The sequence below is a fragment of the Sporosarcina sp. QA0331 genome, from assembly GCF_055808055.1.
The window spans coordinates 424,097-437,510 of the sequence record NZ_CM147850.1 but is presented as its reverse complement, the minus strand read 5'-3'; the positions used below and the strand labels follow the sequence as shown (position 1 = coordinate 437,510).

Sequence of the window (13,414 nt, the reverse complement as noted above, 5' to 3'; positions counted from 1 at the left end):
TTTATAAAAATCGAGTAGGAGGGAGTGATTAACTCCCGACCTCTCACACCACCGTACGTACCGTTCGGTATACGGCGGTTCAATTAAGATTGATAACGCAAGTCTTCGTAACGAGATATCAGACTTTTAAGCCCTTGGGAACTCCAATACGAGTCCCCAAGGGTTCTGTGTAGTATTGGACTTTTAGATATTCTCCAGTAACTTTTACGTGAATTGCCCCATTCATATGCTTTTCCCCTCGGGACACCTAGTCCAATGAGTTTTCTCACCTTTGTACTTGGTTTCTTCCAGTTCTTCCACATACACATTCGTAGTCTTCTTTTAATCCACGAGTCAAATTTAATAAACACACTTGGCGTGTCAGCCAGTGCGAAATATCCACACCATCCCATCAGATATTGATTAAGTTTCTCGATCCGGTATTCCATCGCATAAGGTATCTTTCTTGAAGTGATTTCACGGATTTTGTTCTTCATTCGCCTCACACTTTCCTTGGCAATGCGAACCTTCGGTTCCTTACCACTTGTGAAACTGAAGCCAAGAAACTTCCTTTTCCATGGCCGGTCAACTGCGGACTTATTCAGGTTCACTTTCAACTTAAGTTTACCTTCAATAAATGAAGTGATGGAGCTCATGACCCGATTACCTGCTTTCTGTGTTCTCACGTAGATATTGCAGTCATCGGCATATCGGACAAACTTATGCCCTCTCTTCTCCAATTCCTTATCAAGTTCATCAAGGACGATGTTGGAAAGGAGTGGACTCAAAGGTCCTCCTTGCGGAGTCCCTTCTTCACTCATTGTCACGATACCATTTATCATGATGCCCGATTTGAGATATTTACGGATTAATCTAAGAAGATGTTTATCTTTGATTCGTTTCGCAAGTGTCCCCATGAGTCTGTCATGGTTCACTTTATCAAAGAATTTCTCCAAGTCGATATCGACAACCCAGCGATTTCCCTCCTGTATGTACCCTCTTGCTTTTCTGACTCCATCGTGAGCACTTCGATTAGGACGAAATCCATAACTATGGTCTGAGAATGTCGGGTCATATAGAGAAGTTAATACTTGGGCTATCGCCTGTTGGATAAAGCGGTCTATCACGGTAGGGATACCTAATAGACGCACACCCCCGTCAGGTTTCGGGATTTCGACCCTGCGGACAGGTTGCGGTTCATAGGTTCCCTGAAGAAGTTCCATTTTCATGGATTCCCAATGTTCTAGGATGTGCTTCCGTAGGTTTTGTACGGGCATTTCATCCACACCGTGGCTTCCTTTATTGCGCTCCACCCGTTTCAGGGCAGAAAGCAGGTTTTCACGTGACAGTATTCGCTCCATCAACATGCGTTACGCCTCTTTCCGTGAACAACGGTTCTTCTTATGCCAGTCCTGCTCCACCATCTCGAAGTCCCCCGTGGAATTCACCACTTCCTCCTTCAAGCATGCCTTATCGGTTATCTGTGTTCTTCGCAGGTTGCTGAATGCCAAGATGTTGTTCTCTCTTAATTGTTCAGCCCTTCCCATTCTTCTCGAGTTCGAATGGTACTATGGCGTCTGCTGACTTCTGATTGTTCAGCTACCCATCACTGAGTAGGTTACCAAGTGTACTTGGCATACCAATCAGACCTCCCCAGGTAAGAACGTAGTCTTTCCCTCCATCTATCTGCTTCATTTACTACATATGACCTTCGGCAGAAAGGGCTTTGTTTTGAATTGCAAACTCACCCAATCATACATAGCCTTATATGAAGTTCGTGTTCCTCAGACCGGAGGTTTGCCGCTCGCTTCCTTCAGATTCCATGTCACCATGGACACCCTTGCGTTAAGCTAACTGCTACTTCTGCCTTCACAGTTCGGGACTTGCACCCTATAGACTACGCCCATGCTGGGCGCACAATAAAAACAGAAACCAGCCGGTGATGGTGGTTTCTGTTTTTTATTGGCTATTAACCTTGGTGCGTCAGTGCTGCGCGAATGAATTCGCGGATGAGCGGCTGGGGGCGGCTCGGACGTGATGCGAATTCTGGATGGAATTGAGTTCCGATGAAGAACGGATGGTCCTTCAACTCAAGGATTTCCACGAGATGGCCGTCCGGGCTTTCCCCTGCTACGATCATGCCGGCGTTTTCGAATTGCTCGCGATAAATATTGTTGAATTCGAAGCGATGGCGGTGGCGCTCGTATACCAATTCATCGTTATACGCTTCTTGTGCTTTCGTGCCTTCCTTCAACTTGCACGGATGAGCACCTAGTCGCATATCACCGCTTGCTTGCTCAATGTCGGAACGTTCTTCGAAATCACGGTTGTTTTCGATGATCGCGTTCTCCGTTTCACCGTCAAATTCAGCGGAATGTGCGTCTTTGATGCCAAGGACGTCTCGTGCAAATTCTACTGCAGCAAGTTGCATGCCGAGGCCAACGCCGAAGAATGGAATGCTATGTTCACGCGCGTAGCTGATCGCTTCCATTTTGCCGTCGATGCCACGGTCTCCGAATCCGCCTGGAACGAAGATGCCGTCTGCGTCCTTCAAGATTTCTTCAACGTTTTCTTTCGTCACTTCTTCGGAATTGATCCAGTCGATTTCGATGTCTGTATCGAATTCGTAACCGGCATGGCGGAATGCTTCCACTGCGGAAATATAAGCATCTTGCAATTCTACATATTTACCGACGAGTGCAATTTTCACTTTCCGAGATAGATGGCTGACACGATCGATAAGCTCCTGGATTTCTCTCAAATCCGGTTCCTTCGTTTCAAGGCCAAGGAAATCAACGACGATCTTGTCCATGTTTTGCTCATGTAGACGGATTGGTACTTCGTATAATGTTTCCACATCAAGCGCTTCGATGACTTCTTCCGGCTTGATGTTACAAAAGAGGGCGATTTTGTCTTTCATTTCCTGAGGGACAGGATATTCGCTTCGGACGACGATCATATTCGGCTGGATGCCGAGTCCGCGTAATTCTTTTACGCTATGCTGTGTCGGCTTCGTTTTCATTTCACCGGCAGCGTGCAAGTAAGGAACTAGCGTGTTATGGATGTACATGACGTCATCTTTGCCAAGGTCCGTCTTCATTTGACGGATCGCTTCGAGGTATGGAAGTGACTCGATATCTCCGACACTTCCACCGATTTCGGTAATAACGACGTCTGCGTTCGTTTCTTGGCCAGCCCGTTTTATGAGGCTTTTGATTTCATTCGTAATATGCGGGATGACTTGGACTGTCGCCCCTTTGTAATCACCGCGGCGCTCTTTCCGCAGAACGGAAGAGTATACTTTCCCCATTGTGACGTTGGAGTATTTGTTCAATTTGATGTCAATGAACCGTTCATAGTGGCCGATGTCGAGGTCGGTTTCAGCACCGTCTTCTGTTACGAAAACTTCACCGTGCTGGTATGGGCTCATCATGCGTGGATCCAAATTGATGTATGGATCGAATTTTTGGTTGGTAACTTGCAAGCCTCTGCTTTTCAACAGTCTTCCAAGGGATGCGGCATTGATACCTTTTCCTAAAGACGAAACAACTCCGCCGGTTACAAAAATATATTTTGTCATCTAAAGCTCCTCCTTCGTGATGGGGGTCGGTCGAATGTCGTAAAATACGAAAAAAGCGCTCCACTGTAGTTTATCTACAAGAGGAGCGCTTATACACGGATTCATGTGTCCTTTTTCAAGGAGCCCAAATAGAAGCTTAAATCCTTAAACGCCCGAAGTCAAGTCGAAAGTATTAGAGAAGGTCCTCTTCTTCTTCGTCTTCCTCATCTTCTTCGTCTTCATCGTCAATATCTAATTCGTCATCTGGAACGATTTCGAGCTCTTCATCGTCACCGATGAGATCCTCTTCGATTTCGATGATTTCTTCTTCATCTTCTTCTTCGTCCAAGTCATCTTCGTCGTCATCATCGAGCTCGTCGAATTCTTCGTCAAACAACTCGTCCTCGTCGACTTCTTCTTCGTCTTCTTCCTCTTCCTCGTCCTCATCGTCATACGCTTTTTTCTTTTTCTTCTTGCGGACTTTAACGACAGGAGCTGTTTCTTCCTCGATCTGGTCGACCGGATACCATTCACGCAAGCCCCATTCGTTGTTGTTAATGGCAAGGAATCTTCCATCAATATTCATATCTGTGTAGAATTGAAGCAGCCTGTCCTTCACTTCACTCTCCGACATTCCTGTCAATTCACGGATTTCATTCAATAGTTGTTCAAGCGTCAATGCTTCTCGTCGTTCCGTCAATATGGCATAAGCAATATCGATCATTGATTCTTCCAATAGTTCTTCTTTCGTTAATTCATGTAGATTCAACGTACGCACGTCCTTTCTCTGAGCAAAAGCATAATTATCATTATATACAATGAAGTGCCTGTTATGCTACCATCTTCTACTCTTCTTGAAGCGTTGGAATTCTTTGACGCTTAGGAAGCCGAGATAAAGGGCGGCGAGCAAGAATGGAATGGCACCGTAACCTACACCGTATAAGGAAAAGATGAGGATTATGATCACTATGATAATCAATACATGATGATACAGTTTCATTTCCTCACCTCTTTCCCCAATGTTCTTTTATTATACGTGGAAGGAACAGGCAAAATCCACTTTTCAAAATGATTTTTCGAAATGTTTTTATGGATGAAAGCCGTTTGAAAAAGAACGCCCTTTCATAAGAGCGTTCCCCATTTCATTCATTACATATTCCTGCGATATTGGCCGCCTACTTCGTAGAGTGCGTTCGTAATTTGACCGAGACTTGCAACTTTGACGGTTTCCATCAGCTCTGCGAAGATATTGCCGCCTGTCATTGCGACTTCTTGCAGTTTTTGCAACGCTTCTGCCGATGTGTCACCATGCTTTGATTGGAAGGCGCGCAAGTTGGCGATTTGCGTCTCTTTCTCTTCCTTCGTCGCACGCGCGATTTCCATATTGTCAATGTCCTCTTCGGAAGGCGGGTTCGGGTTCAAGTACGTGTTGACACCGATGATCGGCAGTTCGCCCGAGTGCTTCTTCATTTCGTAGAGCATCGATTCCTCTTGGATTTTACCGCGCTGATATTGCGTTTCCATCGAACCGAGCACACCGCCGCGATCGTTTAGGCGATCGAATTCCTGTAGAACGGATTCTTCGACGAGGTCGGTCAATTCTTCGATAATGAAAGATCCTTGAAGCGGGTTTTCGTTTTTCGATAAACCGTGCTCCTTCGTAATGATCATTTGGATTGCCATCGCGCGTCGCACGGATTCCTCCGTCGGCGTCGTGATCGCTTCGTCGTACGCGTTCGTATGGAGCGAGTTGCAGTTGTCCTGCAATGCCATAAGCGCTTGGAGCGTCGTCCGGATATCGTTGAAGTCGATTTCTTGCGCATGCAAGCTTCGTCCGGACGTCTGAACGTGGTACTTCAGCTTTTGGCTTCGTTCATTCGCGCCGTATTTTTCGCGCATCGCGACTGCCCAAATGCGGCGAGCAACCCGGCCGATGACCGTATACTCCGGATCGAGTCCGTTCGAGAAGAAGAACGACAAGTTCGGTGCGAAATCATCGACGTTCATTCCACGGCTCAAATAGTACTCAACGTACGTGAAGCCGTTCGCGAGCGTGAACGCAAGCTGCGAAATCGGATTCGCTCCCGCTTCCGCAATATGGTAGCCGGAAATCGAGACGGAGTAGTAGTTGCGCACTTTCTGGTCGATGAAATATTGCTGGATGTCGCCCATCATGCGAAGTGCGAATTCCGTCGAGAAGATGCACGTATTTTGACCTTGGTCTTCCTTCAAAATATCCGCTTGCACCGTTCCGCGGACGACTTGCAGCGTCTCATTCCGGACTTCCGTGAATTCCTCGACCGTCAGCACGCGGCCAAGTTCTTCCTCTTTCAACTTCACTTGCTGGTCAACAGCCGTATTCATGAACATCGCAAGGATGATCGGCGCGGGACCGTTGATCGTCATCGACACGGACGTTGATGGCGCGCAAAGGTCAAAACCGTCATACAGCTTTTTCATGTCTTCAAGTGTACAAATGCTGACGCCGGATTCCCCGACTTTCCCGTAAATGTCCGGACGCTCGTCAGGATCTTCACCGTATAACGTGACCGAGTCGAATGCCGTGGACAGCCGTTTTGCGTCATCGTCCTTTGAGAGGTAGTGGAAGCGGCGGTTCGTCCGTTCCGGCGTACCTTCTCCCGCAAATTGGCGTTTCGGATCCTCGCCTTCCCGCTTGAACGGGAACACACCAGCCGTGTATGGGAATGAACCCGGGACATTCTCTTTGTACACCCAGCGAAGGATTTCGCCGTAATCTTTGAATTTTGGCAACGACACTTTTGGAATCTTCAACCCTGACAAACTTGTCGTCGTAAGTAGTGTCCGAAGCTCTTTATCACGGATTTTTGTAATGAATTCATCGCCCGAATACGATTCTTTCAAAGTTTCCCAGTTGTTGAGAATCCGCTTTGATTCCCCAGACAGCTCTTCGCGCACACCTTCCGCTAACGATTCGAGCGAAGCGACGAGCGCATTGTCAGGCGATTTTTCATTCACAGCCTCAATCGCGCCCTCCAGTTGGAATAAACGGCGGGCAAGATCGACTTGCTGCGCGGATTTCTTATGGTAATCGCGGATCGTGCTCGCGATTTCACGTAAATAATGAACGCGGTCGTTCGGGATGATGACGTTCTGCTTTTGCGTCTTCACAAAATCGGCATAGGACGTCTCCCAGTCGAGGCCGCATTTTTCATTCAACTTCGAAACGAGTGCAGCGAACAGCGAGTTCGTCCCTTTGTCGTTGAATTGGCTCGCAATCGTGCCGTAAACAGGCATCGTGTCGAGATCTTTATCGAAAAGGAGATGGCTCCGTTGGTATTGCTTTTGCACTTGGCTAAGCGCATCTTCGGACCCTTTCCGTTCGAATTTATTAATGACGATCAAGTCTGCGAAATCGATCATGTCGATTTTCTCGAGTTGCGTCGGCGCTCCGAATTCGCTCGTCATGACGTACATTGACACGTTGGATACTTCCGTGATTTCAGCGTCCCCTTGCCCGATCCCGCTCGTCTCAACGATGATCAAATCGTAGCCCGCCGTTTTCACGACGTCGAGAACGTCCTTGATGGCGCCCGATAGTTCGGAGCGGGAGCCGCGTGTCGCCAAGCTGCGCATGAAGACGCGCTTGTTGAAGATGGCATTCATGCGGATCCGGTCGCCGAGCAGTGCGCCGCCCGTTTTCTGCTTCGTCGGGTCGATCGAGAGGATGGCGACTTTTTTATCCGGCAATTCACGTAGGAAACGGCGGATCAGTTCGTCAGTGAGTGAAGATTTCCCTGCTCCCCCTGTACCCGTAATCCCAAGGACAGGCGTGTTTTTCGATAATTCCCTAGCTTTTTGGATGAGGTTAATCGCGTCACGGTTTTCCTTGTTATACATTTCCTCCGCGTACGTGATCAAATTGGCAAGCACTTCAGGATTGTCTGTGCCTACTTTTTCCAAATTCTCCATCTCATCTTCCACTTCGGTAAGGAAATCGCATTCCTCCACCATCCGGTTGATCATCCCTTGCAGCCCCATCTTGCGGCCGTCCTCCGGCGAGAAAATCCAGGCGATGCCGTAGTCATGCAATTCCTTAATTTCCTTCGGCAAAATAACGCCGCCACCGCCGCCGTAAATGCGGATATGCGGAGCGCCTTTTTCCTGCAGCAGGTCGTACATATATTTGAAGTATTCAACATGTCCGCCTTGGTAGGAAGAAATGGCAATCCCTTGCACATCTTCCTGGATTGCCGCATTGACAACCTCCTCGACAGAACGGTTATGCCCGAGATGGATCACTTCCGCTCCCGTCGACTGGAGGATACGACGCATAATATTGATCGACGCGTCGTGCCCATCAAACAAGCTCGACGCCGTCACAAAACGCACATGATGCTTCGGCTTATAAATCTCGGTTGTAGTCATTTTATTGCAACCCCCTTTTATTGATTTCCCACGATTCCCTTAAACAATTGGTCTGTCTGATAGTCGATGAATTGATTGATTGTGTAGGTGCTGCGCAATGCCCATCTGCGGAATGCCCACATTTGGCCTTGGACGACGACATGGTGAGCTGCCATGTCGACCGCCTCCTCGCCGATGCGCAACTCGCCCGAGCGGACGCACGCGAGCAGCAAATTCTTGAATAAAGCGACCATTTCCATCTCTTTTTTGAGGACGTATTGAAGCGCGTCCTTCGGCAATGATTTCGATTCCTGGTACATGACGACGAATTCGTCGGACATGTCATCGATCAGGTGGTAATACGAATCGATCGCTTCGCGCAATCCTGCAATATTCCCTTCCTGATCCAACAATGTAGACAGTCGGTTTTGCACTTCGTTGTAAATGCTATCGCAGACGAGATAGAGGACGTCTTCCTTCGTACGGATATATTCATAGAGCGTACCGATGCTGAAGCCAGCCGCTTTGGCTATCTCTCTCGTTGTCGCCCGGTGGAACCCTTTCTCCTTGAAGAGTTGGACAGCCCCATCGATGATCTGCTCGCGCCTTTTTTCAATTAACCCTTCATCTTTGACAGAAGATTTTACTTCACGCTTCACTTGCATCATGCACCCCCGATTATTTTGTCAACATGCGGGAGATGACGAGACGCTGGATTTCCTGCGTTCCTTCGTAGATTTGCGTAATCTTCGCGTCGCGCATGAACCGCTCGACCGGATAGTCCTTCGTATAGCCGTAGCCGCCATACACTTGGACCGCTTCCGTCGTCACTTTCATCGCCGTATCTCCTGCCATCAGTTTCGCCATCGCGGATGCTTTTCCATACGGCAAGTCGTTCGATTCGAGCCACGCCGCCTGGTATGTAAGCAAGCGGGAAGCTTCCGTCGCCGTCGCCATATCAGCAAGTTTGAAGCCGACACCTTGATTCGCCGCAATCGGCTTTCCAAACTGAACGCGCTCCTTCGCATAATCGACCGCTGCGTCAAGTGCTCCCTGCGCAATGCCGACCGCTTGCGCAGCAATCCCGTTTCGACCGCCGTCCAACGTCTTCATCGCGATAATGAACCCTTCGCCTTCCGCACCTAGCATATTCTCCTTCGGCACACGGCAGTTGTCGAACATGATTTCCGTCGTAGGAGATGAACGGATGCCGAGCTTCTTCTCCTTCTTCCCGACCGAGAAGCCTGCAAAGTCCTTTTCAACGATGAATGCACTTGTGCCTTTATGCTTCGATTCTGGATCAGTAACTGCAAAAACGATATAGATGTCAGCAATTCCGCCGTTTGTAATGAAAATCTTTGAACCGTTTAGAACGTATTCGTCACCATCAAGCTTCGCAGTCGTGCGCATGCCGCCAGCATCAGACCCAGAACCTGGCTCCGTCAATCCGTACGCACCGATTTTCGTTCCTTCCGCCATCGGACGAAGATACTTCTGCTTCTGCTCCTCCGTACCGAATTTGTATACCGGCCATCCAGCGAGTGATGTGTGCGCGGATAATGTAACCCCAGTCGACGCGCAGACGCGTGACAATTCCTCAACCGCGATGCAATACGCTAGAAAATCGCTGCCGATGCCGCCATATTCCTCGGGCCAAGGAATCCCCGTTAGTCCGAGTTCAGCCATCTTATTCCAAATATCCATATCGAAGCGCTCTTCCTCATCGCGCTCTGCAGCTGTCGGCGCGACATCCTTCTCCGCGAAATCACGCACCATTTTCCGAATCATTTCATGCTCTTCCGATAATCTAAAATCCATGTCAACTTCCTCCTCTAAGTAGATTCTCTCTGTTATTACTTCGTTAAATGCTTATTGATGACGATGCGTTGGATTTCGCTTGTACCTTCGTAGATTTGCGTTACTTTGGCGTCGCGGAAGTAGCGCTCGACTGGGTAATCTTCGGTGTAGCCGTATCCGCCGAAAATTTGGACCGCTTCGATCGCGTTATCCATTGCGGTTTGTGATGCGAACAGTTTCGCCATCGATGCCTCTTGGCTGCATGACTTGCCTTCCGCGCGAAGTTGAGCTGCGCGATAGACGAGGAGCCTTGCCGCTTCGGACGCGGTCGCCATGTCCGCTAATTTGAAGCCGACGCCTTGGTTCGCCACGATTGGTTTCCCGAACTGAACGCGTTCTTTTGCATATGCGGTAGCTGCTTCGACCGCCGCTTCCCCTATACCAAGTGCTTGCGCAGCGATGCCGATTCGGCCTACGTCGAGGTTCGCCATTGCGATTTTGAAGCCCTCTCCCTCTTCACCGAGACGGTTCTCCGCGGGCACTTTCATGTCTTCGAATGTAAGCTGCACGGTTCGCGATCCGTGAAGACCCATCTTTTCCTCATCTTTTCCGATGATCAAGCCCGGCGTGTTTTTATCAACGATGAAACCTGTAATGCCGTACGTTCCTTGCGAAGGATCGGTTGAGGCGAAGACGATATAGACGTCCGCCTCGCCGCCGTTCGTAATGAACACCTTCGAGCCGTTCAGTACGTAATGGTCACCTTTGTTTACGGCTTTCGTTTTCAACGATCCTGCGTCCGATCCTGCGCCAGGCTCCGTCAGGCAGAACGCCCCCAAATGTTCGCCCGATGCCATTTTCGGCAAGTACCGATTTTTCTGTTCTTCATTGCCGAAATACATGATCGGGTTCGTGCCGACGGAAGTATGGACGGAAAGAATGACGCCCATGACCGCGCTCACTTTCGACAGCTCGTGGATGGCGATGATATAGGAAACGAAGTCCATATCAGAGCCGCCGTATTTTTCAGGAACGGTGATGCCCATCAAGCCGAGCTCGCCCATTTTCGTTAAGATTTCACGCGGAAACTCCCCCGCTTCCATCCGTGGAATGAACGGCTCGATTTCCGATTTTGCAAAGTCCCTCACCATCGTGCGCATCATCTGCTGTTCTTCGGTGAATGTTAAATTCATTGGAATTAACTCCTTTATTAATGAAATGCCCATCAAGATGCCAGTCCTTGAGCGAATATCGATCAAATCCATGGAGTTATCTATCGAATATGGATCGTTATCTATCGAATCCTCTTAGTTATCTATCGAATAACGAGTATTATCTATCGAATCCAGAAAGTTATTACCATTTCATGACCTTTGAACTAGCCCTATTACGCATAAGAATCAATATTCATAGAAGCCGCGGCCCGATTTCTTCCCGAGCCAGCCTGCATTGACGTACTTCCGAAGCAATGGGCAAGGGCGATATTTCGAGTCGCCGAACCCTTCGTGGAGCGTTTCCATAATGTACAAGCAAGTGTCGAGTCCTATGAAATCCGCTAATTGCAACGGCCCCATCGGGTGATTCATACCGAGTTTCATCACTTCGTCGATCGCTTCCTTCGATGCAACGCCTTCATAAAGCGTGTAAATTGCCTCGTTGATCATCGGCATGAGAACGCGGTTCGCGACGAACCCCGGGAAGTCATTCACTTCAACCGGCGTCTTCGATAGTTTACGAGTCATGTCCTCGACAGCTTCATACACTTCGTCTGACGTCGCTAGCCCGCGAATAATTTCAACGAGCTTCATGACAGGCACCGGGTTCATGTAGTGCATGCCGATGACGTTCTCCGGACGATTAGTTGCAGCCGCGATTTCCGTAATCGGAAGGGATGATGTGTTTGTTGCGAGGATTGCATGTGCTGGCGCAATACCATCAAGTTGCTTGAAAATCGATTTCTTAATGTCCATATTTTCGACCGCCGCCTCGATGACAATGTCGACGTCATGCGCGTCTTGCAGATCGAGCGACTTCGTAATACGCCCGAGAACTGCGTTTTTTTCATCTTCCGTCATGCGTTCCTTCTCGACGTTGCGGGAAAGATTTTTCGCAATGACCGCAAGTCCCTTCTCATAGGACTCCTCTTTAATATCATTCAATTTCACTTCGAATCCAGCTTGCGCGCACACTTGGGCAATGCCCCCACCCATTTGCCCCGCTCCGATGACCATCACTTTTTTGATTTCCATAATGAAATACCTCCGTCTCCGTCGTAAAAGCTCATAAACTCCTATAAATACGCATAAATTCATTTAAACACTCATAAATTCAAATACCGACGCATAATCCATTCCAAACACGCATAACTCCGTATAAAACTCCATAAACGAGCGTAATCAAGCATAAATCAACTTGTTTACGCTTTCGCCACTTCAATCATGACCGCGTCGCCTTGCCCGCCGCCTGAACAAATCGCAGCAATCCCGATGCCGCCTCCGCGCCGTTTCAGTTCGTAAGCAAGCGTCAAAATGATCCGTGCCCCACTTGCGCCGATCGGATGGCCAAGTGCAACCGCTCCGCCGTTGACGTTCACTTTTTCAGGATCGAGCCCCGCGATTTGCGAGCTAGCAAGTGCTACTGCCGCAAACGCTTCGTTTATTTCAAATAAATCAATGTCCTGCAATTCTTTGCCCGTCTTTTTCAGCAATTCATTAATGACAAGGCCTGGCGTCTGCGGGAAGTTTTCCGGCTCGATCGCGACTTCGGCGTGACTAATAATCGTTGCGAGAGGCTTTTTCCCTTCCTTCAACGCTCGCTCTTCATTCATGAGGACGAGCGCACACGCCCCGTCATTGACGCCCGGTGCATTGCCCGCTGTAATCGTCCCGTCGTTGCCGAAAGCAGGACGCAGTTTCGCGAGAGATTCGAGAGATGTGTCACGACGCGGTGCTTCGTCCGTATCAACGACAACCGGATCCCCTTTCCGCTGCGGAATTTCTACTCCGACGATTTCCTCCGCAAATTTCCCTTCGTCGATTGCGGCATTCGCCTTCTCATGGCTGCGCAGCGACCATTCGTCCTGCATTTCGCGTGTCAATGAAAACTCGCTCGCCGTCCCGTTGCCATACGTACCCATATGAACGCGGTCTGGTGAAAATGAACAGGATAAGCCGTCATAGATCATGCCGTCCACTAATGGCGCATCGCCCATCTTCAATCCGAAACGCCCTTTCGGCAAATAGTAAGGCGCGTTCGACATCGATTCCATGCCGCCCGCAACGATGACTTCTTCGTCCCCGAGCCGGATGAGCTGGTCGCCGAGAGTGACGCTTCGCATGCCGGATGCGCAAACTTTATTCACCGTCTCGGTTTTTACGGCCCATGGAAGCCCCGCCTTTACCGCCGCCTGCCTCGAAGGGATCTGCCCCTGCCCCGCTTGCAGTACCGTTCCGATGATCACTTCATCGACTTCTTCTTCCTTCACACCCGACCGTTTCAATGCTTCCTTAATGGCAATTCCACCTAGATCACTAGCTGTTTTTGTGGATAAAGCACCGCCAAACTTTCCGAACGGCGTCCTTGCACCGTCCAAGATGACTGTTTTCCCCATTCCCTTCTCCTCCATTTCAGCATGATAACGTTTTCATTTCTTGCAAAGAGCGATGACTGAACGCTCGCTCGGTAACCGTTCGA

The 13,414-nt window shown here is 49.1% G+C and carries 10 protein-coding genes; all 10 read right to left on the bottom strand.

The features are described 5' to 3' along the window. Positions 1–83 precede the first annotated feature (83 nt). The 10 genes from ltrA to AC0L13_RS02205 all read right to left on the bottom strand — a co-directional run bounded on the left by ltrA (position 84) and on the right by AC0L13_RS02205 (position 13,331). On the bottom strand, positions 84–1,346 hold the full coding sequence (gene ltrA, locus AC0L13_RS02250) for a group II intron reverse transcriptase/maturase (protein ID WP_473639970.1): 1,263 nt from the start codon (positions 1,344–1,346) through the stop codon (positions 84–86). Between the two features lie 602 nt (positions 1,347–1,948). Further along, positions 1,949–3,559 carry a CTP synthase gene (locus tag AC0L13_RS02245; protein ID WP_473643523.1) on the bottom strand — a complete coding sequence of 537 codons (1,611 nt, stop codon included), beginning with the start codon at positions 3,557–3,559 and terminating at the stop codon, positions 1,949–1,951. 172 nt (positions 3,560–3,731) lie between these two features. Next, positions 3,732–4,316 (bottom strand): DNA-directed RNA polymerase subunit delta, encoded by a 585-nt coding sequence (gene rpoE, locus AC0L13_RS02240; RefSeq protein ID WP_473643521.1) that lies wholly within the window; start codon positions 4,314–4,316, stop codon positions 3,732–3,734. Between the two features lie 57 nt (positions 4,317–4,373). Beyond that, positions 4,374–4,538 carry a hypothetical protein gene (locus AC0L13_RS02235; RefSeq protein WP_440498253.1) on the bottom strand — a complete coding sequence of 55 codons (165 nt, stop codon included), beginning with the start codon at positions 4,536–4,538 and terminating at the stop codon, positions 4,374–4,376. Between the two features lie 149 nt (positions 4,539–4,687). Continuing rightward, on the bottom strand, positions 4,688–7,945 hold the full coding sequence (gene icmF / locus AC0L13_RS02230) for a fused isobutyryl-CoA mutase/GTPase IcmF (RefSeq protein ID WP_473643518.1): 3,258 nt from the start codon (positions 7,943–7,945) through the stop codon (positions 4,688–4,690). A 17-nt stretch (positions 7,946–7,962) separates the two neighbouring features. Next, positions 7,963–8,589 carry a TetR/AcrR family transcriptional regulator gene (locus AC0L13_RS02225; protein ID WP_473643515.1) on the bottom strand — a complete coding sequence of 209 codons (627 nt, stop codon included), beginning with the start codon at positions 8,587–8,589 and terminating at the stop codon, positions 7,963–7,965. A gap of 13 nt (positions 8,590–8,602) precedes the next feature. Beyond that, the gene (locus tag AC0L13_RS02220; RefSeq protein ID WP_473643513.1) at positions 8,603–9,742 is read right to left on the bottom strand and encodes an acyl-CoA dehydrogenase; all 1,140 of its coding nucleotides are present in this window, start codon (positions 9,740–9,742) and stop codon (positions 8,603–8,605) included. A 35-nt stretch (positions 9,743–9,777) separates the two neighbouring features. Further along, positions 9,778–10,914 carry an acyl-CoA dehydrogenase gene (locus AC0L13_RS02215; RefSeq protein ID WP_473643511.1) on the bottom strand — a complete coding sequence of 379 codons (1,137 nt, stop codon included), beginning with the start codon at positions 10,912–10,914 and terminating at the stop codon, positions 9,778–9,780. Between the two features lie 207 nt (positions 10,915–11,121). Then, entirely contained in the window at positions 11,122–11,970 is an 849-nt protein-coding gene (locus AC0L13_RS02210; RefSeq protein WP_473643509.1) for a 3-hydroxybutyryl-CoA dehydrogenase, read from the bottom strand. Positions 11,971–12,137: 167 nt separating this feature from the next. After that, the gene (locus AC0L13_RS02205; RefSeq protein ID WP_473643506.1) at positions 12,138–13,331 is read right to left on the bottom strand and encodes an acetyl-CoA C-acetyltransferase; all 1,194 of its coding nucleotides are present in this window, start codon (positions 13,329–13,331) and stop codon (positions 12,138–12,140) included. Between the last annotated feature and the right edge of the window lie 83 nt (positions 13,332–13,414).